Annotated in this window: 26 protein-coding genes, 1 tRNA gene and 1 riboswitch; of the genes, 15 read left to right on the forward strand and 12 right to left on the reverse strand. The window is 46.7% G+C overall.

The genetic code is table 11. The features are described from left to right. The first annotated feature begins 7 nt into the window (after nucleotides 1-7). The 3 genes from AC2TDN_RS20895 (at nucleotide 8) to AC2TDN_RS20905 (ending at nucleotide 3,101) form a co-directional block, all read left to right on the forward strand. Nucleotides 8-592, forward strand: a complete 585-nt coding sequence (locus tag AC2TDN_RS20895; RefSeq protein ID WP_482069320.1) for a hypothetical protein — start codon at nucleotides 8-10, stop codon at nucleotides 590-592. Nucleotides 593-990: 398 nt separating this feature from the next. Continuing rightward, a riboswitch (cyclic di-AMP (ydaO/yuaA leader) is annotated at nucleotides 991-1,143 on the forward strand. Between the two features lie 3 nt (nucleotides 1,144-1,146). Next, nucleotides 1,147-1,623, forward strand: coding sequence for a C40 family peptidase (locus AC2TDN_RS20900; protein WP_484690065.1), 477 nt, complete (start codon nucleotides 1,147-1,149; stop codon nucleotides 1,621-1,623). A gap of 134 nt (nucleotides 1,624-1,757) precedes the next feature. After that, on the forward strand, nucleotides 1,758-3,101 hold the full coding sequence (locus tag AC2TDN_RS20905; protein ID WP_482069318.1) for an FAD-binding domain-containing protein: 1,344 nt from the start codon (nucleotides 1,758-1,760) through the stop codon (nucleotides 3,099-3,101). Nucleotides 3,102-3,221: 120 nt separating this feature from the next. On the opposite strand, the gene AC2TDN_RS20910 is transcribed toward AC2TDN_RS20905, so the two are convergent. Beyond that, nucleotides 3,222-4,454, reverse strand: a complete 1,233-nt coding sequence (locus AC2TDN_RS20910) for an MFS transporter (RefSeq protein ID WP_482069317.1) — start codon at nucleotides 4,452-4,454, stop codon at nucleotides 3,222-3,224. A 158-nt stretch (nucleotides 4,455-4,612) separates the two neighbouring features. Between AC2TDN_RS20910 and AC2TDN_RS20915 the strand changes: the two genes are divergently transcribed. Beyond that, complete coding sequence (locus tag AC2TDN_RS20915; protein WP_484690085.1) at nucleotides 4,613-5,089, forward strand: GNAT family N-acetyltransferase; 477 nt, start codon at nucleotides 4,613-4,615, stop codon at nucleotides 5,087-5,089. Here the strand turns inward: AC2TDN_RS20915 and AC2TDN_RS20920 are convergent. Further along, complete coding sequence (locus AC2TDN_RS20920) at nucleotides 5,086-6,321, reverse strand: EAL domain-containing protein (protein WP_484690066.1); 1,236 nt, start codon at nucleotides 6,319-6,321, stop codon at nucleotides 5,086-5,088. The two genes, AC2TDN_RS20915 and AC2TDN_RS20920, sit on opposite strands and share 4 nt — an antisense overlap. Before the next feature lie 130 nt (nucleotides 6,322-6,451). Then, entirely contained in the window at nucleotides 6,452-6,745 is a 294-nt protein-coding gene (locus AC2TDN_RS20925) for a hypothetical protein (RefSeq protein WP_484690067.1), read from the reverse strand. 182 nt (nucleotides 6,746-6,927) lie between these two features. On the opposite strand from AC2TDN_RS20925, the gene motA reads away from it, so the two are divergent. After that, nucleotides 6,928-7,728, forward strand: a complete 801-nt coding sequence (gene motA, locus AC2TDN_RS20930; RefSeq protein ID WP_482069352.1) for a flagellar motor stator protein MotA — start codon at nucleotides 6,928-6,930, stop codon at nucleotides 7,726-7,728. Beyond that, nucleotides 7,712-8,536 (forward strand): flagellar motor protein MotB, encoded by an 825-nt coding sequence (locus AC2TDN_RS20935; protein ID WP_484690068.1) that lies wholly within the window; start codon nucleotides 7,712-7,714, stop codon nucleotides 8,534-8,536. The genes motA and AC2TDN_RS20935 overlap by 17 nt, the downstream gene beginning before the upstream one ends. A gap of 68 nt (nucleotides 8,537-8,604) precedes the next feature. Here AC2TDN_RS20935 and rluF read toward each other — a convergent pair whose 3' ends face one another. The 3 genes from rluF to AC2TDN_RS20950 are packed head-to-tail and all read right to left on the reverse strand — an operon-like array spanning nucleotide 8,605 to nucleotide 11,970. Next, nucleotides 8,605-9,306, reverse strand: a complete 702-nt coding sequence (gene rluF, locus AC2TDN_RS20940) for a 23S rRNA pseudouridine(2604) synthase RluF (RefSeq protein WP_482069313.1) — start codon at nucleotides 9,304-9,306, stop codon at nucleotides 8,605-8,607. A 7-nt stretch (nucleotides 9,307-9,313) separates the two neighbouring features. Beyond that, nucleotides 9,314-10,099 (reverse strand): NAD(P)H-binding protein, encoded by a 786-nt coding sequence (locus tag AC2TDN_RS20945; protein WP_484690069.1) that lies wholly within the window; start codon nucleotides 10,097-10,099, stop codon nucleotides 9,314-9,316. Nucleotides 10,100-10,143: 44 nt separating this feature from the next. Further along, nucleotides 10,144-11,970 carry an ATP-binding protein gene (locus AC2TDN_RS20950; protein WP_484690070.1) on the reverse strand — a complete coding sequence of 609 codons (1,827 nt, stop codon included), beginning with the start codon at nucleotides 11,968-11,970 and terminating at the stop codon, nucleotides 10,144-10,146. 199 nt (nucleotides 11,971-12,169) lie between these two features. Between AC2TDN_RS20950 and tadA the strand changes: the two genes are divergently transcribed. Then, nucleotides 12,170-12,634 carry a tRNA adenosine(34) deaminase TadA gene (gene tadA, locus AC2TDN_RS20955; protein ID WP_482069310.1) on the forward strand — a complete coding sequence of 155 codons (465 nt, stop codon included), beginning with the start codon at nucleotides 12,170-12,172 and terminating at the stop codon, nucleotides 12,632-12,634. Between the two features lie 9 nt (nucleotides 12,635-12,643). Here the strand turns inward: tadA and AC2TDN_RS20960 are convergent, their stop codons facing one another. Further along, complete coding sequence (locus AC2TDN_RS20960; RefSeq protein WP_482069309.1) at nucleotides 12,644-12,835, reverse strand: Spo0E family sporulation regulatory protein-aspartic acid phosphatase; 192 nt, start codon at nucleotides 12,833-12,835, stop codon at nucleotides 12,644-12,646. A gap of 742 nt (nucleotides 12,836-13,577) precedes the next feature. Here AC2TDN_RS20960 and AC2TDN_RS20965 point away from each other — a divergent pair. The 5 genes from AC2TDN_RS20965 to AC2TDN_RS20985 all read left to right on the forward strand — a co-directional run bounded on the left by AC2TDN_RS20965 (nucleotide 13,578) and on the right by AC2TDN_RS20985 (nucleotide 20,082). Continuing rightward, nucleotides 13,578-14,765 carry a carboxylate--amine ligase gene (locus tag AC2TDN_RS20965; RefSeq protein WP_484690071.1) on the forward strand — a complete coding sequence of 396 codons (1,188 nt, stop codon included), beginning with the start codon at nucleotides 13,578-13,580 and terminating at the stop codon, nucleotides 14,763-14,765. Nucleotides 14,766-14,807: 42 nt separating this feature from the next. Next, nucleotides 14,808-16,283: a UDP-N-acetylmuramoyl-L-alanyl-D-glutamate--2,6-diaminopimelate ligase gene (locus tag AC2TDN_RS20970; protein WP_484690072.1), complete on the forward strand. Its 1,476-nt coding sequence runs from the start codon at nucleotides 14,808-14,810 to the stop codon at nucleotides 16,281-16,283. Between the two features lie 38 nt (nucleotides 16,284-16,321). Then, the gene (gene asnB / locus AC2TDN_RS20975; protein ID WP_484690073.1) at nucleotides 16,322-18,169 is read left to right on the forward strand and encodes an asparagine synthase (glutamine-hydrolyzing); all 1,848 of its coding nucleotides are present in this window, start codon (nucleotides 16,322-16,324) and stop codon (nucleotides 18,167-18,169) included. An 81-nt stretch (nucleotides 18,170-18,250) separates the two neighbouring features. Continuing rightward, the gene (locus AC2TDN_RS20980; RefSeq protein WP_484690074.1) at nucleotides 18,251-19,318 is read left to right on the forward strand and encodes a C39 family peptidase; all 1,068 of its coding nucleotides are present in this window, start codon (nucleotides 18,251-18,253) and stop codon (nucleotides 19,316-19,318) included. A 41-nt stretch (nucleotides 19,319-19,359) separates the two neighbouring features. Then, the gene (locus AC2TDN_RS20985) at nucleotides 19,360-20,082 is read left to right on the forward strand and encodes an aspartate/glutamate racemase family protein (RefSeq protein ID WP_484690075.1); all 723 of its coding nucleotides are present in this window, start codon (nucleotides 19,360-19,362) and stop codon (nucleotides 20,080-20,082) included. Between the two features lie 97 nt (nucleotides 20,083-20,179). Here the strand turns inward: AC2TDN_RS20985 and AC2TDN_RS20990 are convergent, their stop codons facing one another. The 3 genes from AC2TDN_RS20990 to AC2TDN_RS21000 form a co-directional block, all read right to left on the reverse strand. Continuing rightward, nucleotides 20,180-20,593, reverse strand: a complete 414-nt coding sequence (locus AC2TDN_RS20990; protein ID WP_482069303.1) for an organic hydroperoxide resistance protein — start codon at nucleotides 20,591-20,593, stop codon at nucleotides 20,180-20,182. Between the two features lie 323 nt (nucleotides 20,594-20,916). Beyond that, nucleotides 20,917-22,002, reverse strand: a complete 1,086-nt coding sequence (locus tag AC2TDN_RS20995; RefSeq protein ID WP_484690076.1) for a glycosyltransferase — start codon at nucleotides 22,000-22,002, stop codon at nucleotides 20,917-20,919. Between the two features lie 142 nt (nucleotides 22,003-22,144). Continuing rightward, nucleotides 22,145-23,296: an HD domain-containing phosphohydrolase gene (locus AC2TDN_RS21000; RefSeq protein ID WP_482069301.1), complete on the reverse strand. Its 1,152-nt coding sequence runs from the start codon at nucleotides 23,294-23,296 to the stop codon at nucleotides 22,145-22,147. A gap of 179 nt (nucleotides 23,297-23,475) precedes the next feature. On the opposite strand from AC2TDN_RS21000, the gene AC2TDN_RS21005 reads away from it, so the two are divergent. The 3 genes from AC2TDN_RS21005 (at nucleotide 23,476) to AC2TDN_RS21015 (ending at nucleotide 24,655) form a co-directional block, all read left to right on the forward strand. Continuing rightward, a tRNA-Arg gene (locus AC2TDN_RS21005) sits at nucleotides 23,476-23,552 on the forward strand. A 137-nt stretch (nucleotides 23,553-23,689) separates the two neighbouring features. Further along, nucleotides 23,690-24,124 carry a YhjD family protein gene (locus tag AC2TDN_RS21010; protein WP_482069300.1) on the forward strand — a complete coding sequence of 145 codons (435 nt, stop codon included), beginning with the start codon at nucleotides 23,690-23,692 and terminating at the stop codon, nucleotides 24,122-24,124. A gap of 201 nt (nucleotides 24,125-24,325) precedes the next feature. After that, the gene (locus tag AC2TDN_RS21015) at nucleotides 24,326-24,655 is read left to right on the forward strand and encodes a hypothetical protein (RefSeq protein ID WP_484690077.1); all 330 of its coding nucleotides are present in this window, start codon (nucleotides 24,326-24,328) and stop codon (nucleotides 24,653-24,655) included. A gap of 61 nt (nucleotides 24,656-24,716) precedes the next feature. On the opposite strand, the gene AC2TDN_RS21020 is transcribed toward AC2TDN_RS21015, so the two are convergent. Further along, nucleotides 24,717-26,072, reverse strand: coding sequence for an FtsW/RodA/SpoVE family cell cycle protein (locus tag AC2TDN_RS21020; protein WP_484690078.1), 1,356 nt, complete (start codon nucleotides 26,070-26,072; stop codon nucleotides 24,717-24,719). Continuing rightward, nucleotides 26,069-26,401 carry a PadR family transcriptional regulator gene (locus AC2TDN_RS21025; protein ID WP_484690079.1) on the reverse strand — a complete coding sequence of 111 codons (333 nt, stop codon included), beginning with the start codon at nucleotides 26,399-26,401 and terminating at the stop codon, nucleotides 26,069-26,071. Before AC2TDN_RS21025 ends, AC2TDN_RS21020 begins: the two co-directional genes overlap by 4 nt. Between the last annotated feature and the right edge of the window lie 18 nt (nucleotides 26,402-26,419).

Raw genomic sequence — 26,419 nt, forward strand, 5'->3', positions numbered from 1 at the left:
CACATAAATGATGCGCAAAAAACTGATTTTATTATCCATGGTTTTGCTCTTATCGGGCGGTTCATTGGTTGCAGCAGACAAAATGTTACAAAAAGTAACGCTGCTTTTTAATAATAAGCAATCCATTGAAGATGGTTTATTAGTTGATGATAAGGTTTATATCAATATTCGTTCCTTAAGCGATTCCCTGCAGGCTTTTACGCAGTGGAAGGGGAGCGATAAGAAGCTTGTCATTCAGAAGCCCAATGTTCATATGTTTCTGATGAATGAGAAGCGGACGATGTTTGGGCAAGTTGATAAAGGTACGGTTCAGAAGTTTTTGGTGCAGGCGCAAATCGATAATTTGAACGTTGCCATCTCTGAATTCAAGGTCACGATTGTCGATCCTAACGATAAAGAAACGACCATTGACGGCCGCAGCCAATCTGATGTTGATTTCAAGGAGTTTGTCGAAAAGGATACCTTCTGGTTCAGCTCCAAGCTTGTCTCCTATGAATTTAAGTTTTCAGGCAAATACAAGCTCCGGTTCTGGATGGAGCAAAAGAACGAAGGCCCGCAGCTCATCTCTGAAAAAATCATTACTGCGAAATAATAGCTTGTCTACATGTAGATGGAGTTGTCTTTCAAGATGATAGATCTTGAGGGACGGCTCCTTTTTCATGCCGCAAACTGAATTTTTTAACTCGTCATTCTTCGCATGAGAGTTTTTTAATCTTTCTCCGCAAAATGCTATCATACCGCCATTATCCGCATGATTGAATAGTCTTTAAGACAGGATGCCAAGGGGACAAATCGGTATATTTTACAACAGATCCACATAATTAATGAAATTGAGTCATTGCATTTAGTTAGAAAGAACTAGTGATGAGTGTTTATTTTACACAATAAACGGTTAAACGAAGCAAATAGTCAAAAGGTTACATGAGAATTATTAGAAATAGTCAGGAAAGGCAGGAGATCAATGAAAATAATCGAATAATTCTCAGGAGCAATAAAAAACTGCCTAATTTCCTATTTGGAAAACGGGGGAACCACTCTGGGTGAATTGATTCCGACGTTTGACGTTTGTCAGCGCCTGAGGAGTCATAGGGAGCCTTCAACCGAACCCCACAGCTAACCTCGTCGGCATTGGAAGGAGTTTCACAATTGAAAAAGGTTACCGCATTACTACTGGGTCTCGTTCTCGTACTCGCTTTCCAGGCTGGGAGCGCTTTCGCAGACTCAAAACTAAACGGCTTCATCAATGATCTTATCGGTTCACCGTACAAAAGCGGCGGAACGTCGTCGAAAGGCTTTGATTGCTCCGGATTTACGAGCTATGTGTTCGAAAAAATGGGCATCGAGCTTCCACGCACATCCGGCTCGCAAGCAAAATCAGGCGATAAGGTTGCTAAAGAGGACCTTATTCCGGGAGACCTTGTTTTCTTCGACACAGTTGGCGGAAACAACAGCACGGTATCCCACGTAGGCATTTACATAGGAGATGGCAAGTTTACACATTCCTCTTCTAGCAGAGGCGTTGTGACAGACAAACTTAACTCCTCCTATTATGAAAATCGTTTTATAACTGCTCGTCGTGTTATGGATGCAGATTCTTTCCAAGCATACGCCGACGGACAATAGAGTAACCTATTCCCTCTCTGTATGAGAGTTGCACGGGTAGACTCACTCAGCAAAGCCGCAGTTGTTTGTCCTCAAGCGACAAATGACATGCGGCTTTGCTGTTATTGCGCCGCTAAGGGGAAGGAGCAGTCTCAATGTATTTGTTTATTCATCGCAAGGATTTGCGTACCGAAGATTTGCGCGCATTCGATTATTTGAGAAATAAGGATTCGCAGGGCATTCATTTGCTAATCATAGATCCTGTCCTCACGGACGGAGGCAGATTAAACAGTCACAGCGGCCGTAATTTTATGGCGCAAGCCGCCTCCCTGCTGCACAGCTATTCCAAGGCGGGGAAAGAGCTGCATGTCCTGCATGGCGATCCCGCTTCGATTACCGAAGCGCTCTTAGAGGCGCATCCGATAGATGAGGTTATCGCCCATGCCGACTACACGCCTTACTCCCGCCGGCGCGACGAGCGGCTTCAGCTAACCGTCCGAGCCATGAATCGCCGCTGGATATCGATTGCTGATGCGCCGCTGGCCGATTTGGAAGCTTTCCCTGCGTATGCTCGGCGATCCGAGCCTTACAAGGTGTTTACGCCTTTCTACCGCATGTGGAGCAGCTATATGCAAGAGTACTACAGCAAGGCGGGCGAGACGACGATTCAGGATCTCGCGACCTTAAGCGAAATCAACACCAAGGTCGCTCTGCAATTCGCGCTGCCGGATGCCATTTCACACTCGCTTGGCGGCACGAGAGTAGAAGGCTCACAGAAATCGTCAGCTAAGCTGGATCGCTTTGCACGCGAGCGACTCGCCTCTTATGCGGATAGTCGGGACATCTACACGGAGGAGCATACTAGCGGGCTCGCTCGCTTCTTGAACACCGGCGCTATATCGGCGCGTCAGTCCTACGAGCTTACGCAGGGCTTGCCCGGTGCCGAAGCATGGATCCGTCAGCTGGCTTGGCGTGATTTCTACTTGTACCAGGCCATGTACCATGAAGATTTCTTCCGTTACGAGCAGCTGGCGAACTTGTCACCGCTCTCTGATGCTTATCTTGCGGCATGGTCTGCCGCTGCCACTGGCATTCCGATCATCGACGCGGCTATGACGCAGCTGAACCGCACGGGGGATCTTCCGAATCGGCTGCGAATGGTAACGGCCATGTTTCTAACGAAAAACCTGCTTTGTCCGTTTACGCTTGGGGAGCAGCATTTCCGCCTTCACTTAAGCGACTATGACAATGCGCTTAATCGCGGCGGCTGGCTGTGGTGCTCATCGCTAGGCTATGATGCAGCGCCTTACTTCCGCATCATGAATCCCGAGACGCAGTCGCGCACCCATGATCCTAGCGGCAGCTACATCCGGCGCTGGCTGCCCCATCTCGCACATCTCTCGGACAAAGAGATTCATAAGCCGCAAAGCGGCGCCATCGTGGATCTAAAAGCGTCGCGCGCGCGAGCCATCGAGGTGTACAAGACCATACTCAAATAGCTGGAGCTGCATCGTCCTTAGCGGACTATCGTTTTAGACAAGCATGCCTTATATTGAATTATTAATAAATAAACCTCCACCGCCGCTTTGAAACAGCGAATGTGGAGGTTTTTTCTTGAGCTATAACCCGCGCTGCGCCTCTCTTCTTCCCAGCACGAGCATAGCCGCCAGCAGAAGAAGCATCAGCACGACCAGCAAGCTAATATACCATAGCGTAGACTGTACGTTATACTGGTCCATAAACCAGCCGGTCACTCTTGGGAAAATAGCGCCGCCAAGGCCGCCGCATGCGACCAGCAAGCTTGTTGTCCGCTCGGTCATTCCCGGGATAAGCTCATTGGCATAAACAAGGGCGATGCCGAAGATGCCTGAGAAGAACAAGCCGCTTAGCGCGACCAATGCCAGCATCCAGCTGAGCTGCCCCATAATCGCCATAAAAACAAAGACGACCGAGGCGCCAGCCGTAGCGATGAGCAAATAACGCGAATACCCCATCCGATCAGCAAGCACGCCTGCAAATAGACGCCCAAGCACCATCGTCCCCCAGAACAGGCTGAGCGCGGCTGCCGCACTCGATTCCTCCACGCCTGAGCGGACGATAAGAATAGACGGCAAATAGTTGGAGAAGCTCATTTCCATGCCAACATAAATCATAAAAAATAACGCCGATAATAGCAGAAACGGCAACGCTTTGCGCGGATAACCAAAGAAGGCAGATGATTCCGAAGCAGAAGCGGCAACCGAATCGGCAGCTTTGTTCGCTTTGTCCTGCTCTGCCGCAGCTCTCGGAATATATCCCAGCTGCTCGTCCAGCTCCCCGAACGACATCGTCAGCCAGAGAACGAACGTAATGCCTGACATCGCAGCCAATATCGGGAAAGAAACCTGCCAGACGCTCTGTTGAATCAGATAAGCCGCTGCAATCGGGATCAATAATGCGCCTACGCCAAAAAAAGTTTCCAGCCTGCTCATGGCCGAGGCCTTTCCGTTCTTTGCCAGGTCGATAATCATCGCGCCGACGACTGCCTCCGTCATGCCGAAGCCAAATCCCGCAAGCGGTGCAATCGCGAGCATCCAGCCCCAAGGGAGCAATAGACTATAAGCTGCCTCGCTAAGCGTCAATATACCGATCGCGAGCAGCACAGCCCCCCTCTTCCCGATTCTTGTCGTTATGGACGGCGCAAGCAGCACACCCACCAGAAATCCAAGAAACTGGTTCATAATCCATTGCCCGCCGTCTTTATAGGTCAAGCCATAATGATCGATGAGCTGTTCCAAAATAGTCCCGCCCACGACATGGGCAACGCCAATGATCAAGTAAGACAAGCAGCCAAGCCAAAGTAACTTTTTCATGCTTACGGTTCTCCTTATATACGCACGTTCTCGCTGCGTCTATCTGCTATAATAAATTTGTTTCATTCATTCTTCACTTTAAACGAATGGATCGATCGGAGGCGACTGATGTGAAGAACAAACAAAGCTCCAACCATTATAAACGAGATCCGCTTGATATGACCATATGTCCGCTTGAAACGAGTCATGCCGAGGAAATATGCAGCTGGATTTATGAAGCGCCTTACGATATTTACAATTGGCCCGATTGGAAGCAAATGAAAAAGGACGGAATCGAATTTGGCGATCCCGTCCTTCGCGCAGCGCAATATGCTGCAGTTCTATGTGGTCAACAGAAGCTAATTGGTTTTGCGCAATTTTTCCCTTTAACGGGAGTAACCCGGCTTGGCCTTGGTCTGCGTCCCGACCTCTGCGGCCATGGACTCGGCCCCGCCTTCACAAGGCTCATTATTGCAGAAGCAAAGCGACGCGCTCCGCAAAATGAAATTGACCTAGAGGTGCTCACTTGGAACACGCGGGCAGCTCGTGCCTACGAACGCGCCGGCTTCCGCATTACGGACACTTATTCGCGCTCGACCCCCACTGGCTTTGCCGAATGCCATTGCATGGTTTACGAAGAGCTTTCCGGCCATTAGAGACGCTGGGCTTCCCGTTCCGTATCCTTTAAATCCATAAATAAAATAAGTCCGGGTGCAATAAGCACCGAAACGGTTCGAATCCAAGCGTGAGATTCCAGATCTGTATAGGCGCGAGACACGATAGCACGGCGGTTCTCGTTCAGCAGTACGAGGTTAGGCACAAAATATGGCCGCCAGCTCCAGTTCGCGCCGCGGTACTGCTCCTCGCGCAGCCAATCCTTGTCCGATACGCGATAATAATTGGAGGACAGCTGAATGCCGTCCTCATTGCACAAATATACTCTTATACAATGATCGTAAAGCTTGTGCAAGATAAGCTCAATCCACTCATCCTTCTGCTCCAGTACACTCGCCTTATTCACCAGCTCGACAAGCTGCTCCGCGAGTTGCTCGGATTTTCTTTGCCAATAGCGCTCAGCCCCTACGAAATGCAGCAGGCGCTGCTCAAGCTCCGACTCAATAATAGGCGCGAAGCAATCAGGCTCACGGAACTGCGGCTCTGCTCTTGCGAACATAAAGCCCTGCACATAACGGGCGCCGGCCTGAATCGAGCGGGCTAAATCCTCACGCGTCTCAACGCCTTCGACAAGCAGCGACGCTCCAATTTGCTCCGCTAGATCGGAGAAGGAGCGAAGCACGCCGAAATAACCGTCATGCGTCGCGCTCTTCTTGATCATATGAATATCAATTTTGAGCAAATTAGGCTGAATATGCGCAATGCGGTCCGTGCTGCTGAAGCCGCTTCCAACATCATCGATTGCAATTAAACAGCCTCGCGAGCGATAAATATCAACAACGGCGCGAAGTCCCTCCATTGAACCGTGAAAGCTCTCCTCGGTGATCTCAATCACAATTTGCTTCGGATCAATGCCGTACTTGTCAAGCAGCGACAACGTGTAGAGCTCGCCGTTCTCCTCATACCGATAAATCCAAGACGGCTTCAAATTAATGAACAGCATCGACTTCTCTTCCGTCATTGCCAGCGTTGAGAATGCCTGCTCGCGCAACAGCCGATCCACGACGATATGATCCTCTTCCGAAACCTGCTCATTACAGAAAAAAGGCCCGAGGCTGCGAACCGAATCGCCTTTGACTGCACGGCCAAGCACCTCATAACCTATAATTTTTCTTGTATCCATCGCTATAATGGGCTGATAAAAAGCGGCAAGCGTTTCACCGTCTAAGCCAAGTGCTTCCGGCAGCGGCAGCGATGATGGGCACTCATTCATAGCGGTCTCCCCCTATGTGAACTCTACGTTAAATTATCTGTCATGCACTGAGTAATATTGTAATGTACTCGACATAAATTGTAAAGATCCGACAGGAAATCCGCCCATTTATGAAGGAATGTGTCGATTGTTATATCAATCTAATAATTTGTGTTACTTTATCGTCATTCGACACCTCAATAATATGATGCTTGCTATTATAGGTAATCACACCGCTGCCCACCTCAATGACGGGGTTCTCGCCTAATCCGAAGAAAACATCATCCGCCAAAGCCTCCATCACCTCGAGCCGATCCTCGACAGGCAGGACAGCCCATTCAGCAGACTCCATTTCAAAAAACGTATAGCTTCCCTCGATTTCAGCCACTGCTGTTGTCAAATCCTTCAATATATCTGCGTATTCTCTTGCATGTCTAACGCCCATTTGGATATACCACCTTTACTATCGTCATTTTTTGTACACATCTCTCTACTATTCTACCGCATTTTATCAAATTTTAACGGGTTCGCCTTCAAATCCTTCCTTTTACTCTAACTTCAGAATACCCATTTGACGATAATAGTAGAAGTAGAGAAATGTCGAAAATGATTTGGACGGGGTGTATGATGAAAAATTCAACAATTATCGGTCTTGTGCTAGGTTTAGTCGCTGTACTCGGAGGGATGGTCTTAAAAGGAGCACACCTGTCGTCTCTTTTGAATCCCGCTGCCTATATGATTATTATTTTGGGAACCATAGCTTCTGTTATGATCGCCTTCCCCATGTCTGAGCTCGCTAAAGTAGGCAAGCTGCTCAAGATGGTATTTACAGAGCAAAAGCTTCCTCAGCGCGATGAATTGATACAGCGTTTCATGGAATGGGCTTCCATTACTCGCCGCGAAGGCTTGCTTGCACTGGAAGCAAAGGTCGATGAAATTGAAGATACGTTCCTTCGGAACGGCATGCGTATGATTATTGACGGCAACGATCAAGACTTCGTACGCGACGTATTGCTTGAGGATATCGCAGCGACTGAGGACCGTCATAAAGCCGGCGCTCTTATCTTCACGCAGGCCGGTACCTATGCGCCTACGCTAGGGGTTCTTGGCGCGGTTGTCGGCTTGATCGCCGCACTTGCGGAGATGAGCGATATGAGCAAGCTTGCTCACGCGATTGCCGGTGCATTTATCGCTACCCTGCTAGGTATTTTCACTGGTTATGTGCTTTGGCATCCCATTTCCAATAAGCTGAAACGCATGTCTAAGAAAGAGATTCAAATCCGCCTTATGATGGTCGAAGGCCTTCTGTCCATCCAATCCGGCGTATCGACTATTGCCATTAATCAGAAGCTGTCTGTTTTCCTTACACCTACAGAAAGATTGAAGATGAGGGAGAAGGAGGAAGGATCGCTTGAGCAGAAAGCATAGACACGAAGAACACGAGGAGCATGTTGATGAATCCTGGCTCATTCCTTATGCCGATTTGCTCACCCTGCTGCTTGCGCTCTTTATAGTGTTGTATTCCATGAACTCCGTCGATGTGAAGAAATTTGAAGAAATGTCCAAAGCCTTCAGCATTGCGCTTAGCACGGGCAGCGGTCTCCTTACCGAAACGGCCATCGTACAGAGCGGCGAAGACGATGGCAAGAAGCAGGATGAAAAAGGCGGCAAAATCGAGAACAAAGAGAAAAGCAAAGAGCAGACGGAAGAGAAGGCTCGCGAAGCGCTCATGAAGCAGGAGCAGAAGGATCTTGAGGATCTGAAGAAGAAGGTTGATGCTTATATCAAGAAGAACAGCCTCACAACCGATCTGGAGACGAAGCTGAATCTTTCCCAGCTAATGATCACGATCAGCGACAATGCATTATTTGCCCCGGCGCAAGCAAACGTTAAACCAGAATCGAAGGCGCTCGCCATTGCCATCGGCAAGATGCTGCAGCAATATCCTGATTACGAGGTCATCGTCTCGGGGCATACGGATACAACCCCCATCTCGACCGTCTTCTTCAAGTCGAACTGGGATTTAAGCTCGATGCGGGCCATTCGTTTCATGGATATTTTGCTCGAAAATAAACAATTGAAGCCTGGGCGCTTCAGCGCCATCGGCTATGGCGAATATCGTCCGGTAGCCGACAACAAATCGGCTGCTGGCAAAGCCAAAAACCGCCGCGTCGAGGTTTCCATTATTCACACCTATGCGGACGCCACCAATGCGCAAAACCTTACCGTAAAATAAGCAATCAAAAAAATCCCCTGATCCGCACGGTTAACGCGTGCGGTTCGGGGGATTTTCATTTGCATGGGTTATACGGGTTCATAGCTTAACGTTTCAAACAATGCAGCCTTCTCGGATTCGGTCAAATCTCTCCACTTTCCGACCTGCAGCCCGCCCAAATGAATGTTCATGATCCGCTGCCGCTGCAGCCTTCTCACATGATAGCCGAACGCTTCGCACATTCTGCGAATTTGACGATTGCGTCCTTCCGTCAAAATAATTCGGAACACGCGGTCCGTCACCCTCGTTACGACGCAAGGCAGCGTCATGCTGCCCAAAATATGAACGCCGCTTGCCATTCCTTTCAAAAATGCCTCCGTTACCGGCTTGTCTACCGTGACCAAATACTCCTTCTCATGCTTGCCTTCCGAGCGAAGAATCGGATTCACAATATCTCCGTCATTCGTGAGAAGGATCAAGCCTTCAGAGTCCTTATCCAGCCTGCCAATCGGGAAAATACGCTCCGTATGACCGACAAAATCGACAATATTTCCTTTAATATGAAGCTCTGTCGTACTCGTAATGCCAACCGGCTTATTGAGCGCAATGTAGACATGGCGCTTCTGCTCGCCAATTTTACGACCATCCACTCGCACATCATCGCCTGGCTCAGCCTGACTGCCTAACTGCGCCTTAACTCCATTAATCGTCACTCGACCGCTGTCTACAAGCTTATCTGCCTCGCGTCTGGAGCAATAACCCGTTTCACTAATAAACTTATTAATTCTCAAAGCTGTTTCACCCCGTTGTATGTACTGCCAATTCGGCAATTTTGTCCGATGGATAATAGTGCATAGCTCCTGCCGCATTCTCTGTGCGTTCAGCCTTCTTCATTATAGCCTCGTTTGCTGCAACGTTCATCGCACGCGCGACATCCTCGCCTTTAATCGGCCGATACTTGCGCAGCGGGCCAACCATGGCGAAGCGCAAGCCTTTCGCGGCCCAAGCGCCGATAGATTCCCCAAGGCGAGCTGATGCCCTCTCACCCAGCAGAAGTGAAGGCTGAAATACATGAACATGCGGAATGCTAAGCCCGGCAAGCGCATCTTGCAGTTCACCCTTCACCCGGCTGTAAAACACACTTGAGCTTGAGGATGCTCCCATTGCCGTAACGACGGAAAATAAAGAAGCGTTTGTTCGCTCAGCGAAGCGTGCCAGAGCAAGCGGATATTCGTAATCCACCTTCCGGAACGCTTCTTGTGTTTTGGCAATCTTAATCGTCGTACCAAGCGTGCAAAACACAACATCGGCGCTTACCTGCTCCAGCGCCTGATCCAGCTCATCCAAAGATGCGACTATTATATTCAGCTTGGCAAGCTCGCTCGTACGGCCTAGACCTGTCACCTCTATAGGACGTCTAGTAAGTACCGTAACGCTGCGCACTAGCGGATCGTGGATCAACTGCTTGAGTAAAGCTAAGCCAATCAAGCCGGTTGCCCCAACCAATAATGAGGTGTAGCCCGTTTCTCCGCCTAGAGATGAACGAGGCGAGCTTAGCTCCTTCGTGCCTGATTTCTGCTTCAACGAGATTCTCTCCTTTCTTGACCCATGAGAAGCCCGATCTATTGTTATTGTTCTAGTATACCGTTCTCCGCTTCTTCTTTCAAAGCTGGAAGCATGACATGTATCGTTGTTCCGACGTTCACCTGGCTTTTAATATCCATCGTGCCGCGATGGCTGTTGATGATCCGCTGGCTTACCATAATGCCAAGCCCGGTTCCCGTCTCCTTGCCAGTAAAGAAAGGATCGCCGATATTGGGTATCATTTCATCGGGTATTCCCATTCCTTCATCTGTTATTGTAATTGAAATATGCTCACGCTTGGATGCAACATTGATATGGATTTCTCCGCCGCCCGGCATCGCTTCAATCGCATTTTTCAGCAAATTAATGAATACCTGCTTTAATTGATTCTCCTCACATGAAATCAGACATTGTTCCTCTGTAAAGGAAACACGAAACTCAATATTATGAAGCAGCGCTTCACTGTTCATTAATGCAAATACATCCTGGAGGACATTCCTCACGTCCTTGGTTACGAACCTCGTTGCTTGCGGCTTGGCTAAAATTAAAAACTCTCCGACGATCAGATTAATCCGGTCCAGCTCAGACAGCATGAGGGCTACGTGGGATAACGCAAGCTTCTTGCTCTCCTGCTGCAGCTGCAGAAAGCCGCGCAGCGTCGTAAGCGGATTTCGAATTTCATGCGCAACGCCTGCTGCAAGCTGCCCGACTGTCGTTAGCTTCTCCGACCTGCGCAGCAGCTCCTCCATCTTATTGCGGCTGCGCATGTCTCTTGAAATGCTGGCAAATGCACGAATCGTTCCGTCTGAATCCCGAATAGGCGAAATGGTCACGCTAACAGGAATTAACTCGCCTGCCTTGGTGATTCGCATCGTCTCTTGTGCTGGAAACACCTTGCCCGATAATATCTGGTTAAGCATTTGACGCACCTCCGCCTGAAGAGACTGCGGAATAACGGGATAGATGAGCCCGATCGCCTCTTCCTCCTCATAGCCGAAGAGCAGCTCGAATGCACGGTTTACCTGAATGATCTTCCCTTCCAAGTCAGTAAGATGAATGGCATCGCTTGTGTGATTAATAAAGGATTCCAAATGCTCCTTCATACGCCGGTTTTCCTCAAATGCTTTGCGCAGCTTGTTCATATAAATGCTTAAATTTTGCGACATGGCATTGACTTTGAGCGCAAGCAGCCCAAATTCATCCTTCCGCTTAATGCGAATCGGCTGCTGAAAGCGTGCCGAAGATACCTCATTCACCTTCCACAAAATATCCTTAAGCGGCCTAATCATGACGCCGACCAGCCAATAGCTAATGCTGAGCACGAGCACCATAATGATGGCTGTGTAGAAAAGCGTATCGTTGCGTTCCTTAATAATACGGTCCTTCATTCCTTCACAGTCATAGACGACGCTTACAACATAATTGCCCATTTGTTCCGTGTAATAGAAGCTCCGATAATAAATCTTTCCGTTGATTTGCATTTCTCGGAGTACAAAGCCTTTGTTCTTCACATCGGCTATAATGGAAGTGTCGCCTTTGGAATCAAGATAGGAGTAAGCTCCAAAAGAAACAGACAGCGAGCCTTGCTCAAATACTGTAATTTCCTTTATATTTGGATTTAATGATTTTACGATGTCAAAGATATGATCAGGTCCTGAGCCGTCTTCTTCGACAGAATTGAATCCTGTACCAGCTTGATTCTCGTAGGGAGTTAAGGAATTCGCAATATACATGGAGGTATCCTCCATGGAACGGCGTGTTTGCTCTCGCAAATCGCGAATCATCGAATATTCGCTTAGGAAGTGATGACATATGAAAAACGTCAATACAATAAGCGTAATCAAGACGGAAAATTTCATCTTAATTGACAATGAATGACACATCCTTTTACTCGACAGCGTTTTTATTAACAGTTTATACACATTACTAACAGCCATTGTGTACCGCACTGAATAAATTGTGAGTATTTATGTGCATATCATGTTAGTTGTCCACAAAGTTATCCACTACATGTTAACAACAGAATATTTGTTCGCTGTATAATGATTTTTTGTAAAGGGGCTATTGTTCATGAATAGAGAGCTTGAAGATCAAAATTGGATGCTGGAAGCCATCGCAGAAGCGAGTAAAGCTGAGCAAATCGGTGAGGTGCCTATCGGAGCCGTTATCGTTAGAAACAATGAAATTATCGGGAGAGGCTACAATTTGCGTGAGACACGGTTTGATCCAACCGCTCATGCTGAAATGGTGGCCATTCGTGACGCCTGCGAACGCATCGGCGCTTGGAGATTGTTAGATTGTACATTGTATGTCACGTTGGAGCCTTGTCCAATGTGTGCCGGTGCAATTGTTCAATCCCGGGTAAAGCGTGTCGTATATGGCACAACAGATCCGAAGGCGGGTTGTGCGGGTACGCTTATGAACTTACTGCAAGAGCCCCGTTTCAACCATGAAACGGAGCTCACTAGTGGTATTTTACAGTCTGAATGCGCTTCGTTGTTAACACAATTTTTCCGTCGACTGCGAGAGAAATAGCTGACTCTGCTAATTGTCGCGGTGTATTGTTATAGGAGTTAGTTCGTTTTTTTGTATATGCTGTAACGCAACAATAAGTTGATCGGCCTCTACGCTTATCGCCAGAACATCCGGATCTGTCAAACTGCCGCGTGCTTCGGCTATTTCATGAAGCTTTAGCCGCAGCGACTGCAATTGTATAAGCAAGTGTTTTTTGTCCATAGCTCGCTTCGGGGCACGCTCCTTATCTAGCACTCATGTGGTAATGGATCTATTATACTCTTTGAGTTATAAGGAGTTTGTAATAACTTGTCGACGAACGCAGACAATTTTCGGGCATTATTCGACAAAATGAAGTTATTTGTTCCAATTTATAGTTCTATACTACTAAAAAATCATATATTATTTGGGAAATGAACATTTCTAATCTCATAAGACTAGTCGAATATGCGCATATGTTAAATTAGGGATAATCAAACAATATTGTCAGCAATCCATACATCAGCTCGAAAATCAAAAGGGGCAGATAGGCACTTATATGCTGCACGGCTTCGTTAAGCGATTTAACGACAAATATCCTGAAAAATCGTTGAAGCTTCATACCCATTCTAATGTCGAATTACAGATAAACCTGTTGTAGAACACAATAAACATTTCCATTTTATCACAACATCTAACAGCGCCTCACCATTTATTTGGCAAACACAGGTGTTCGCTCACCCACGCTTAGCGCTGCTAACTTGATACGTTATAATCGGGATTAAACACCAAATGGAGCAGGCGCATCTCATGCGCCTGCTCTTGTCTTTCTATGCGCTCAGATAGACGGTAAAAACCGCTAGCCGTCCGTTATTATGAGGATAAATCCATTTGTATTATAAGAAACTATGAAGTAAAATTATTTAAAACATATGAAGCATTGCATATAAAATAAACATAAATTCGGATGTCGGGATGTGCCTTTGTGAATAATAAAGCAGTTATTTTAGGTTGTAATTACTATATTGGTTTAAGCACGATTCGTTGCCTTGGCATTAACGGCGTACATACGGTTGCTGTTGATTATTCGACCAAAGATACCTACGGCGCGGATTCAAAATATACGTCCGAGAGATTGATTTCTCCACACTATAAAGAAGATACGGCAGCCTTCATTCGTTTCCTGAAGGATTATGCCCGCAAGCAAAGCGCGCCTCCTGTTCTTATTCCTTGCCATGATTCCTATCTGGAGGTTATTGATGAGCATTTGGAGGAGCTGAGAGAGCATTATCTCATTCCGCAAGATGTTCCAGGCATATATTCAGATATGATGAATAAAGAAGTACTACAGCGTCTCTCCCTCGAAAACGGCGTTGCCGTACCGGAAACGGTTAGAGTGGATGAAGAGCGCTTCTTCGAGAAGATCGACGAGATTATCAAGTTTCCTTGTATCGTGAAGCCAACCGACTCTCCTTCCTTCGTTGCTAAATTTAGAAGGAAGCTTTTCAAGGTGAATAACCGCGCCGAGCTTGAGGATGCACTCTCACAAGCAAAGGGAGCGAACTTGGAGGTGATTGTGCAGCGCATCATTCCGGGCTTTGACGATCACATGTATACCTTTGACGCTTATTTAAACCAAGATTCCAAAGTAACGCACTGGGTAACCTGCCAGAAATTCCGCCAATATCCGATAAACTTTGGCGCATCGGTGTATACGGGACAAAGGTACGTACAGGAGCTGTTCGATATCGGCGCTCCTTTTCTAGAGAAGATGAAATGGAAGGGCTTTGCGGAAATCGAGTTCAAGAAGGACGCCGAAACCGGCAAGTTTTATCTGATCGAGGTCAATTGCCGAATCACCAACCTAAACAACCTGCTGTATAAGGTAGGCGTGAACATTCCTTGGATTACTTATCAAGAACTGACAGGCGGCAACATTGTGCCTCCAAAAGCCGTCAAAGAGAATACGAACCGCGTATTTTGGTATGGCTATGAGGACATGCTTGCCGTTCGCGACTATATCAAGACGGGGCAGCTGACGTGGAAGCAAGTATTCGTATCCTTGTTTAAGCCTAAAGCTTATGCGATTTGGGATTGGAAGGATCCTAAGCCAGCCTTCTCCTATGCCTCTATCATTGGCGGAAAACTAACGAAGAAACTTCTAAGAAAATAACCCGCACACACAGGAATTGGTCACCAGAATGGAGCTGATCGGATGTTATTGACCTCTTTACTCAAAGATCTTGATTACACGCTCATAAAAGGCGATGTACATATAGAAATAAGCTCCGCAGCCTATGACTCCAGAGAGACTCAGGCTAATGGCGTATTTGTTGCGATTTCCGGTTTTTCGGTAGATGGCCATAAGTTCATTGATAAAGCGATTGCGCTTGGCGCGAGCACGATTATTGTGGAGAAGGATGTCCTAATCGAAGCCGATGTAACGGTGCTGCAGGTTGCAGATACGCGCGAGGCGCTTGCCCGGATTGCCGCCAACTTCTATCAGCGCCCTACGGAGCAAATGAACCTTATTGGCATCACGGGGACAAACGGAAAGACGTCGACCACCTATTTTCTGAAATCAATCTTCGAGCAGACGGGAACTTCTCTTGGCCTTATCGGCACAATCGGTACCGTTATCGGCGACAAGGTGATCCAAAATAAAAATACGACGCCCGAGTCACTGAATTTGCAGCGCATCTTCGCCAATATGATCGAATCCCATATGAAGCACTGCGTCATGGAGGTTTCTTCGCATGCGCTCAATTTGAGCCGCGTTGCTCATTCCAGCTTCAATACCGGTATCTTTACCAATCTGACGCCGGATCATCTGGAGCTTCATCATACGATGGAGGAATATTTCGAAGCGAAGGCCAAATTATTTGCGATGACGACGGATTATAACATCATTAATGCAGATGATCCGTACGGCAGAATTCTTATCGATCGATTGAAGAGCAAGGGTCCAAGGCTCCTTACGTATGCCATCGAGCAGGAAGCGGACATTTATCCATCGGATATTCAATACTTTGCTGACTATACGACTTACACCGTTAATACGCCAAAAGGCAGCATCGCGATTAAGGTGAATCTCCCGGGAACAATCTACGTCTACAATAGCTTGGCAGCTATCGCAACCGCTTATTGCAACCAATTCAGCTTGCAGCAGATCGCGGACGGGATTGAGGCTGTTGAAGGCATCAAAGGCAGGCTGGAGGTCGTTTATCAGGATGAAGACACCAAGATCATCGTCGATTTTGCGCATACGGAGGACAGTCTGGAGAAGGCTTTGACGACGATTCGGCCTTTTGCGAAGGGCAGAATCATTCTCGTATTCGGCGTTTACGCGTCTGACGGTGAATCCGGCACGGATAAGCGCAGAGCGATGGCCAAGGTTGCCGCTGCGTTCGCTGATTTCTCCGTCATTACGTCGGATAATCCGAAAGAGCAGGACAATACGCTTATTATCCGGGAAATAATTGAAGGCATTGAAGCGCATAATGGCGCTTATGAGGCTATTGTCGACCGCAGAGACGCGATTGCGTTTGCGATCGAATTCAGCAGAAAAGACGATGTCATTCTAATCGCCGGCAAAGGCCATGAAACGACGCAAATTATCGGCAAGACGGAAATTCCTTTTAATGAGGCGGAAATCGTAAAGGAAATCAAACATAGACAAAGAACAAAGTGACGGTGCCCTGAAAATAAAGTAAATGAAAGGTATTGCATATGTGTGGTTTTGTAGGTTTTGCAGACAGTCGCCTTGACGTTGATCAGGTGTCCATCATTAGAGACATGATGGATACCATCGTTCATAGAGGCCCCGACAGCGGCGGCATCTATTCCGATGAAGAGGTAACATTAGGATTTCGGCGCCTGAAAATTATTGATATGTCTGAAGAAGCCAGCCAACCGATGTACAACGAGGACAAGAGCTGCGTGCTTGTTTTCAACGGGGAAATCTACAATTATCAGGAGCTTCGGGAAGATCTGCTGCTAAAGGGACACACCTTTGTAAGCCATTCGGACAGCGAGGTCATCATTCACGCTTATGAAGAGTATGGCGTACAGCTGCTGCAGAAGCTCCGGGGCATGTTTGCTTTTGCGATCTGGGATACGAATAAGGAAACGATGTTCCTTGCCAGAGATTTCTTCGGCATCAAGCCGCTTTATTATACGCAAAACACATCGGACCGCTCTTTCCTGTTCGGCTCGGAAATCAAAGCCTTTTTAAAGCAGCCCGCTTTTAATAAAGAAATGAACAAGGATGCGCTAAAGCCGTATCTCACCTTTCAGTATTCGGTCATGGATGAGACTTTCTTCAAAGGCGTGTATAAGCTGAAGCCGGGCCATTATATGATTTATAACAAAGGGTCGCTTGAGATAAAGCCTTATTGGGACGCTGGCTTTGAGGCAGAAGAGAATAGCCTTTCCTATTACGTCGATCGTATTAAAAGCACAATAAAGGAATCGGTTGAATATCACCAGATCAGCGATGTTAAAGTCGGCTCATTCTTGTCCGGCGGCATTGATTCCAGCTATATTACCGCATTGCTTAAGCCAAACAAGACGTTTTCCATCGGCTTCCAGGATTACGAGGGAAATTTTAACGAGACGAACCTTGCCGAGGAATTATCTAATATTTTACACATTGAAAATCATAAAAAGCTGGTTACGGCCGACGAGTGCTTCGAGCTGCTGCCAACGATTCAGTATCATATGGATGAACCGCAGTCGAATCCGTCCGCTGTGCCTTTGTATTTCTTGGCGGAGCTGGCGAGCAAGCATGTGACCGTAGTGCTGTCGGGCGAAGGCGCGGACGAAATTTTTGGCGGCTACGATTGGTACGATACGACACCAGCGATGAAAAAATATAAGAAGCTGCCCTTTGTAGTCAGGCGTTCGCTCTCTCTGCTCGGCAGCAAGCTTCCCAAACATAGAATCACCTCCTTCGTCGTAAAAGGCGGACAACGGGTCGAGGAGCGTTTTATCGGACAGGCTTATGTGTTTGATGAAGCTGATGCGTCATCCGTATTGAAGGATGACTTTAAGCATGGACCTTCCGTGCAAAGCATCACGAATGAAGTATATAAACATGTGCGCGGCAAGGACGACATTACAAAAATGCAATATGTCGATCTGAAGCTTTGGCTTCCGGGCGATATTCTACTTAAGGCAGATAAAATGAGCCTTGCGCACTCCATTGAGCTGCGGGTTCCTTTTTTAGATAAAATGGTGATGGACCTCGCTTCCAAGCTGCCTGCAGAGCATCGCCTGCATAAGGGCAATACGAAGCATGCCTTGCGTACGGCGGCGAAGGAAGTACTGCCTGAGGAATGGGCGAACAGGCCGAAGGTCGGTTTCCCCGTACCGATTAGACACTGGCTTAGACAGGAAAAATATTATAAGCTCGTGAAGGATATGTTTCTCTCCGACCGGGCCAAGCTTTTTTTTCATACCGATGAGCTGCTGAAGTATCTAGATGCGCACTACTCGGGCAAGCAGAATTATGCCAGGTACATTTGGACGGTGTACGTATTCCTTATCTGGCACAAGACGTTCTTCGAGCAAGCGTAACCGGCAAGCGCTATTTGGGGCTGCCATGACCGCTACGCACTGTAGCAACTATAACAGCGATACAGTAAAGGGAACTCCAACATGAAGAGAATCGTAAAGCTACTGGTGTTACTGGGTATTATCTTTTTCGTTTATACGTTGTTTAATAAAGAGGATACTGCAAAAATAGACAAGGAAACAGCCAAGCAATCGCCAACGACCGCTCCTACACCCAAGATCGAGCAAGGTACCCTTACAATCGTTAATACGGATGAAACTGCTGAGCAGCCGATTACAGGCACCGTATTTACGATTACAGCTGCAGATAGCGCCAAAGTCATCGGTACATTGACTACGGACGCAACGGGCAAAGCAACGTCTAGTTTGCTTGATTACGGGACAAGCTATACAATTAAGCAGCAGAAGGTTAGCGCGCCTTATCAATTATCGGAGGAAGAGCATCGCTTGACTGTGAATGCACCCGAGCAGCAGCTTCCGGTTGCCAATCGCGTGCTGGCGCATGTGAAGGATTTTGAGAGAAAAGACGATGGTACAATCGAGATTAAGAAGGTATATATCGATGTGGATACCGTTATGCAGAAGCCTGAGCTGCCTAATGGCTGCGAGATAACTTCCTTGACCGCTGTACTCCATTATTATGGCTATGAGGCTACGAAGACGGAGATGGCAGACGTTTATTTGCCGAAGCAGCCTTTTTCCTCCAAGAACAATAAACTTTATGGACCCGATCCATACCAAGCATATGCAGGCGATCCGAGGCAGCTTAAAGGCGGATTTTTCAGCTTCGCTCCTCCTATCGTCGAGGCGGCCAATTTATATTTTGATGCCATAGGACGAAGCAGCAGCACGGCAGATATAAGCGGAAGCACGCGGGAACAAATTATGGAGCAGCTAGACAAAGGCATTCCTGTCGTCACTTGGATTACGCTTGATCTCACGCCGCCAAAAATGAATTATGGCTGGTACTACAATGCTACGGGTGAATATCACTCAGCTCCGGTTAATTTGCATGTTGTCGTACTAAATGGCTACGAGGATGGCATCGTACATGTCATGAACCCGTTAAAGGGACAAGTGACCTACGATGCAGACACATTCTTTAACAGCTATGAGGAAATGGGCAGCCATGCTATGATTGTCGGTAACTAAAATTTTATTAATTAAACACTTCATTAAAAGTAGGTTGAACTATGGAAGCTAAAAGCTTAGGTGTCATTGGCGGAATGGGTCCGAAAGCAACATCGGTATTTTTCGACCATGTGATCGAACAGACTGCAGCAGACCGAGATCAGGACCATATCAATATGGTTATCCTTAATCATGCCACTTTACCCGATCGTACGAGTGTCATATTGAGCAACACAGGCGAGCTGTTTCTTGAAGCGGTTGCGAAGGATTTGAAGCTGCTTGAAGCGACTGGCGTATCCAATATCGCAATCCCATGCAATACGTCCCACTATTTCTATGACGAAATGCAGAAGATGACCAGCATCAACATTATCAACATGGTGGACGAGACGCTGAAAGAGATCTACGATGCTTATGGCGAGCACTGCAAGGTCGGCATTTTAGCAACGAATGGAACCGTAAGCAGCGGCGTCTATCGCAAAGGCTGCGATCATTACAATATGCAGCTCCATGAGCCGAGTGAAGAGGTTCAGGAGCATGTGATGGATATTATCTACAATAAGGTTAAACGCAATTTGCCGGTTGAGCCTTCCGAGTTTGAAGACATTATCCATCATCTTCTGGAGCATGATCAGTGCCAATGCGTCATTATCGCGTGCACCGAATTGTCCTGTATCCCCATTCAGAGCGAGGTCGCGAAGCATTGTGTCGATGCTATGGCCGTGCTTGTTCAGAAGTCTATCGAGCTATCCGGCAAGCAGTCCATCACGAAAATAAAAGCATAAGGCGTTAGAGGCGGCCTGGCAAAGAACATTAGCATAGAAAAAATCCGGAGAAGGTTCTCCGGATTTTTTTATTAATATGAACGTTGTTGACTATGAATTAAACCAGATTAAGCTCGACGTTGATGTTGCCGCGAGTTGCTCTCGAATATGGGCATACTTGATGAGCCGCTTCGACCAATTCCTTAGCTACATCCTGCTCTACACCTGCAACCGAAATATCCAGCTTCGCACCAAGCTCATAGCCTCCGCCATCATCCTTGCCAAGTGTAACATGAGCAGTCACTTCTGTTTTTTCCACTTTAATCTTTTTCATTCGAGCCACTAGGTTAAGCGCGCTCTCAAAGCATGCCGCATAGCCTGCTGCAAATAGCTGCTCTGGATTGGTCGCTCCGCCTACTCCTCCAAGCTCTTTAGGAGCTTTCACTTCAAGATTCAAAATATTATCGCTCGATACGAGTTTGCCGTCTCTTCCACCTGTTGCTGTTACTGTAGCTGTGTATAAATTTTTCATGTTCAATTCCTCCAATTAGGTTATTTTGTTCGATCTTGATGTTCGAATAGCTGCAAAAGAAACGGTACGGGCATGCTGCATGCCGTCATTTGTTTGACATCATGCTTTCTTATAACCCAAATCCTCTTGTTCTATTCTCTTCAGCAGAACCAACAGCATTTATTTAATTCTATACAATTTAGTTTTATACAATTTAATATACACCTTTCTTCCATCGATGTCAATAGCCCAATCCTAACTTCACAACAAAAAAAGCGGCCATCTCCCTATTTTCTCGGAGGCGGTCGCCTGCTGCACGTATTCGATTGATGAGACATTGCGTTTTATATATCTGCCTTCTTACCAAGGCGATTATTTAAATACGAGCGATTAGCCAATATCCGCTCATCCGATGGTCTGAAAATGGCCGCCTTCTCGTTATGCTCATACGCTTTTTCGTACTCGCCAATCCGATCATAGCAGACGCATAGCTGCAAATTCGGCAGCCATGTGGAGCAGGCTAAGTTCTCAAAGCCCAAGCTCTCCTCCGGCTTCTCAGTCGTTAACGCGAGCCTGTACCAGTAAATGGCCAGCTTATGTTCATTTCTCTGCATGAAATAATAGCCTAATCGACAGCAAAACTCCGCTCTCGGCTTGTCATAATGAAAGGAGCGTAAGATGGAATCGAGCATATTGCGCGTGTCATGAAGCTCGTCATAACAATCGGACAGCCTGCTGCAGGCAGTCACATTATCTTCGATCCAGCCTTTTTCCGTGGCAAGAAATTGATTGTAATATTTTATGGCAGCCTCAAATTTTCCATGGTCCTTAAGCTCGTTGGCGTAATAAAACAAATCGCGCGGAGAAAAGCTTTCCCCTTTGGCTAAGCGCTGCTCATATATGTTCAAATTGCGATCACTGTCATGGTGAATGCTGCTATGCGTTACCGCCACGTCACTATGCAAGATGTGGCCATACACCTCTAGGTATTCATGTACCGGGCCAATCCATTTAAATGCCCGATCCCGCCTCACAAGCCGATTGCGCCTTAATTTAGTGGTGACGTTGCCGAATTCATCGAATGCCAGATGATATTCCATCGAGACCGAGTCGACGTCCGGGCTTAAATGCTGCTTTAAGCTTATCAGCTTCTGGCGATCAGATTCCTTCAAAATATCATCAGCATCCAGCCACATAATATGCGACTTTGTTGCCAAAGAAAAAGCAAAGTTGCGGGCTGCTGCGAAATCATCGATCCAGGTAAAATGCTCAATTCGTTCGGTGAATTCACTTGCAACCTGCTCCGTCGAATCGGTAGAGCCTGTATCCACAATAATAATCTCATCGGCGATATCTTTTATGGAGGAAAGACATCGCCCGAGTGTTTTTTCTTCATTTTTGACAATTAAGCACAGGCTTATGGAAACCAACGAAATCACACTCCCGCGAGTCGATTAGATTGATTCATCATATTCCAGTGTGATTGTTCTGTTACTTTTGGAGTATTAACGGCGCTGCCCCAAGTAAAAAAGAACCCAAAGGATTTCTCCAACGAGGTCTTGCCAACAGCTTCTAATCGATTTCAGGGATATCGGCTTCACGATCTCTAACTTCAAGGATACGAGGCAGCTGCTCAAAAAATACATCAACGACCCGCGGGTCAAAATGGCGGCCACGCTCTCCCTCAATCAGCGCTAGTATTTGATCCAGCGGCCAAGCCGCTTTATAGATACGTGAACTGCCTAATGCGTCAAAAACATCCGCTATCGCCGTAATCCGTCCATATATGTGGATGTCTTCTCCTTTAAGGCCTTGCGGGTAACCCGAACCGTCCCATTTCTCATGATGCTGCAAAGCAACGATCGCCGCAGCCCGAAGAAGCTGCCGCTTCGAATTTCGCAGAAGCCGGAAGCCAATATCTGAGTGCTGCTTCATCTGCTCGAACTCTTCATCCGATAGCTTCCCAGGCTTTTGCAGGATAGAATCAGGTATGGCTACTTTGCCGATATCATGCATCGGCGAGGCGTTCCGAAGCATGTCTGCTTCCGTCTCATTCATTCCTAAACCTAACGCTAATAGATATGAATAATGGGCGACTCGATTAACATGATTGCCTGTTTCCTTAGAGCGGCCCTCGCCAATTTTGCCCATCGCCAATATAATCTCTTTTTGCGTCTCGATAATTTCATCATTGAGCATGATCGATTCTAACGATTTTCCTGAATAGGCTGCAGCAAGCGACAAATAATCCATATCCTGAGTCGAAAAGGTCTGTTTCTCTGTCAACTTGTTGATAGCCTGATACGCACCGATGACTTCTCCCTGATTATTGCGAAAAGGAATGGTCATAATCGACTTTGTCCGGTACCCCGTCTTTCGGTCGTTATCCGGGTTATGTCTGGGATCTTCGTAGGCATCATCGATAAAAATAGGCTGCCCCGTGCTAATCGAGCTTCCTACGAGCCCGCTTCCATATGGTATACGAATCTCCCCGACACCGTGAGCGACAACTGTAAAAAGCTCATTGCGAGCGACATCAATGAGCCACACGGTACAACGGTCAGCAACAACCATTTCTCTCCCCATATTCGCCATTAAAACAAGCACGGATTCCAATTTTTTCTCATTAGCAATTTTTGCTGTATATTCGAAGATCACCTTAAGCATCTGTTCAGGCGACAAATCTAATCTATAAGAATGGGGTTCATTGTAGTCTTGATACATGCAGAGCACTCCTCCGGCCGTTCGAGCTCAATACCACTACATCTATTCGCCTTCATGGCATTTAAATCCTGCTTTTCATACATTATTTGAGAGGTTTTTCGACAAAAAATGCATGGTTTACATTTGCTTTAGGAATCTTGCTTACTTAAAAGCGCACATGCTATAATAACTATTGCTGCGCGTCCGTAGCTCATCCGGATAGAGCAAACGTTTCCTAAACGTTAGGTGGGAGGTTCGAGCCCTCTCGGGCGCGCCATATCTAATTATCTCGCATACATAATCACGACCTTCTGCAAATAATCGTAGAAGGTTTTTTGTTGTAAAAAATGATAGCTTCGATATGTTGACTACAGAACGTCTGTTCGCATATAATGTGCATGAGGTGATTTACATATGGCGATGCCGTTATTCGAAATAAACGATCCAGCTCTACAACGTCCACCTGCAAGCGAGGAGATTCAGCTTATACATGATTCCATTATCCTTCCGCTAACGCTTGTCGTAGTCGAACGCAATAGGCGCGAGCTGGACCGTAAAGCCCGGACATTACGTTCTATATTCGCTAAAGCAGCGGCTCTTATCATGCTGCAAATAAAGGCTGATTTGACTACGAACACCAAGGCAATGATCCGTAAAGGCATTACCGTTTGTATGGACAACAGCTTTAATGGCAACATTAGCTATCGCTATAATTGCCGTGGATTCGAAGAAACAGCAGCCTTCTCTCACGAATACATACGCAATGAAATAAATAAACGAATTTCTGCTTATAATGCTGAGATTTTCACTCAAGATGCTTCCATCCACTCGAACATGAACAGCATATAATCGCAGGCACTCTCCATGGAGTCTCGTTATTAACGAGGCTTTTTTTTGCAGTTCTTCAAGTGCAAATTCACTTAAAGCACGCTGGCTTTGAAAAATTGTAACCTGTACGATGTTCGCTGCGTAAAAATAAAAGTAAGCAAAATGCTATTTTTGCATACTCTGCCATGGATATCTGTAATCACCTAATTAGGAGGAATAAAAATGAAGGCTGCAGGTACGCTGCTATTAGTTACTGCCATAATTGAAGCTATTTTAGGCTTTCCCGTACTGGGGGGCGCGTTGGTCATATTCTCTGGATACACCCTGTTGTTCGCAGCGCTTGTTCTTCACATCGTGACGCTTGTGTTTTGCTCCCAGCATAATAAACCGATCGTGGGCAGCATTCTTGGTATCGTTACATCGGTACTGGCTTGGATTCCAATTCTCGGCATGATCATGCACCTTACGACGGCCGTATTTCTATTCATTGCTGCATCCAAAAAAGATCAGCACGTCAATCCGCCATACCCGCCCGCTCCGGGCAGCTTCTAATCACCAAAGAGGGCTATCCCACCGTAGAATTTTCTACAGGAGGATAGCCCTCTCTTATGGTTTAAGCACGAGCCTCGCTATTTAACCGGCTAATCATATTCCTTCTCCTGTGTACGCTCAGGATCAATCCCATCGCCATTAGTTCGAGAATGCCGTTTGTTCCGCCATAGGAGACGAATGGCATATTCGTTGCATTTACCGGCAGCAGTCCGAACGACATGAGTATACTCCATACAAAATGAAATCCGATAATTGAAAAAATCCCCGTTACAATCCCTTTCGCATAGGAGTCCTTCAAATCTCTAATTAATCGAATCGTTCTGAAGATAAAAAGCAGTGTAACCAATATGATTGCTCCGCCGAATACCCATCCAAGACTATAAATCAAATAGGTAAATATCATTTCACTTTGTAGATATCGAATGGTTTCGATCTGTGCCCCGAAGCCTTGCCCCCACATGCCGCCTAAACGAATGGCTTCTATAGATTGATGTGTAGCATAACTCACGCCGTAAGCATTGTCTTGATTTAGAAAACCCATATACCGTTGCCATACATTGTGGTATTGAGTATTTCCCATGAGGAGCACCAGACCTGCTGCCGCAAATGAAGCCACACTAGCGAAAAAGAGCTTGTATGCTTTGGCAACAAAAAGCATCACTATCATTAGTCCGATCGCATATATAGAAAAATCACGTAACGAGTTGCCTTGGAAAAACAATAGAGTTGGCACGCATATATATAAAAATAGCATTTTACCAAGCTGTAAAGACTGTTTAACTGTCCCCTGCTTCAACTTCTGCTTAGTAAGCAACGTCCCTGCAAATGCAATTATAAGCAAATAGGATGAAATCCCATAGACATCCAAGTTAAACGGCCCAATCATTATCCAGCGCTTCGCACCATTCACCGCTATACCGATTTCATTACAGACTACCATCAGCGAAACAGTACCCATGTAAAGGTGCCAGGAATATTTCCTCAATTTCCGATAATCCAAAAAATAAATACCAATGACCAATATAACACCTATCGCCGTATAAAATAATTTCATATAGAAGAGATGAGCATCGCTAAAACCATATTGTTCACTATAAGCAAACTGCATCGCATACATAGCAAGCAGCCCAATGCCAACCATAACCGCTACGATGCCGGCAAGACCCCATTCCATCACCGGCTTATGCGCCGCATGCAGCTGCTTGCCGATTTGGTCTGGATCACCCATTTGCGCCAGCGCCTGGCGAGTTGCCTCCTCCACTGACAACCCTTCGCCAAGCTTGTCTTCCACCAACTCGTCTAGATGACTCGTAATCTCAAGCTGAATATCAGGATGCACATCTCTAGCTTTCACATGCCCGCACACTTGCTTTATGTATTGATCAACCGACTCTTGCTGAATGCTGTCCTTGCTCATGCATGGCCCTCCCCGATCACGCGGTCCACCGTCGTTCGAAACAGCGTCCACTCCTGCTTCTTCTCCTCCAGCTGTCCCTTTCCACGCTCAGTAAGGCGATAATATTTGCGTTTGCGGCCGACTTCCTCATTCCAATACGATTCCACCAGCTGCTCAACCTCGAGCGTATGCAAAATCGGATAAAGCGTGCCTTCCTTGAAAGTAAAAACGCCGCTGGAGCTGCGTTCAATTGCTTTGGTCATTTCATAGCCGTACATTTCCTTACGTTCAAGCAGCGTTAAAATTAAAATAACGGTGCTGCCCTTCATAAGCTCCTTATTAATCTTCATGGCTTCCTCCCTCTTAAG

The organism is Paenibacillus sp. Y660, from assembly GCF_057221575.1.

What these genes read in the sequence shown, in the direction of transcription:
- AC2TDN_RS21010 (WP_482069300.1), top strand. Translation starts at nt 23,690, where the DNA reads ATGGCGATGCCGTTATTCGAAATAAACGATCCAGCTCTACAACGTCCA.
- AC2TDN_RS20910 (WP_482069317.1), bottom strand. Translation starts at nt 4,454, where the DNA reads ATGAAAAAGTTACTTTGGCTTGGCTGCTTGTCTTACTTGATCATTGGC.
- tadA (WP_482069310.1), top strand. Translation starts at nt 12,170, where the DNA reads ATGAATAGAGAGCTTGAAGATCAAAATTGGATGCTGGAAGCCATCGCA.
- AC2TDN_RS20925 (WP_484690067.1), bottom strand. Translation starts at nt 6,745, where the DNA reads ATGGGCGTTAGACATGCAAGAGAATACGCAGATATATTGAAGGATTTG.
- AC2TDN_RS20905 (WP_482069318.1), top strand. Translation starts at nt 1,758, where the DNA reads ATGTATTTGTTTATTCATCGCAAGGATTTGCGTACCGAAGATTTGCGC.
- AC2TDN_RS21020 (WP_484690078.1), bottom strand. Translation starts at nt 26,072, where the DNA reads ATGAGCAAGGACAGCATTCAGCAAGAGTCGGTTGATCAATACATAAAG.
- AC2TDN_RS20895 (WP_482069320.1), top strand. Translation starts at nt 8, where the DNA reads ATGATGCGCAAAAAACTGATTTTATTATCCATGGTTTTGCTCTTATCG.
- motA (WP_482069352.1), top strand. Translation starts at nt 6,928, where the DNA reads ATGAAAAATTCAACAATTATCGGTCTTGTGCTAGGTTTAGTCGCTGTA.
- AC2TDN_RS21025 (WP_484690079.1), bottom strand. Translation starts at nt 26,401, where the DNA reads ATGAAGATTAATAAGGAGCTTATGAAGGGCAGCACCGTTATTTTAATT.
- AC2TDN_RS20960 (WP_482069309.1), bottom strand. Translation starts at nt 12,835, where the DNA reads ATGGACAAAAAACACTTGCTTATACAATTGCAGTCGCTGCGGCTAAAG.
- AC2TDN_RS20980 (WP_484690074.1), top strand. Translation starts at nt 18,251, where the DNA reads ATGAAGAGAATCGTAAAGCTACTGGTGTTACTGGGTATTATCTTTTTC.
- AC2TDN_RS20920 (WP_484690066.1), bottom strand. Translation starts at nt 6,321, where the DNA reads ATGAATGAGTGCCCATCATCGCTGCCGCTGCCGGAAGCACTTGGCTTA.
- AC2TDN_RS20985 (WP_484690075.1), top strand. Translation starts at nt 19,360, where the DNA reads ATGGAAGCTAAAAGCTTAGGTGTCATTGGCGGAATGGGTCCGAAAGCA.
- AC2TDN_RS20915 (WP_484690085.1), top strand. Translation starts at nt 4,613, where the DNA reads ATGACCATATGTCCGCTTGAAACGAGTCATGCCGAGGAAATATGCAGC.
- AC2TDN_RS20970 (WP_484690072.1), top strand. Translation starts at nt 14,808, where the DNA reads ATGTTATTGACCTCTTTACTCAAAGATCTTGATTACACGCTCATAAAA.
- AC2TDN_RS21015 (WP_484690077.1), top strand. Translation starts at nt 24,326, where the DNA reads ATGAAGGCTGCAGGTACGCTGCTATTAGTTACTGCCATAATTGAAGCT.
- AC2TDN_RS20990 (WP_482069303.1), bottom strand. Translation starts at nt 20,593, where the DNA reads ATGAAAAATTTATACACAGCTACAGTAACAGCAACAGGTGGAAGAGAC.
- AC2TDN_RS21000 (WP_482069301.1), bottom strand. Translation starts at nt 23,296, where the DNA reads ATGTATCAAGACTACAATGAACCCCATTCTTATAGATTAGATTTGTCG.
- asnB (WP_484690073.1), top strand. Translation starts at nt 16,322, where the DNA reads ATGTGTGGTTTTGTAGGTTTTGCAGACAGTCGCCTTGACGTTGATCAG.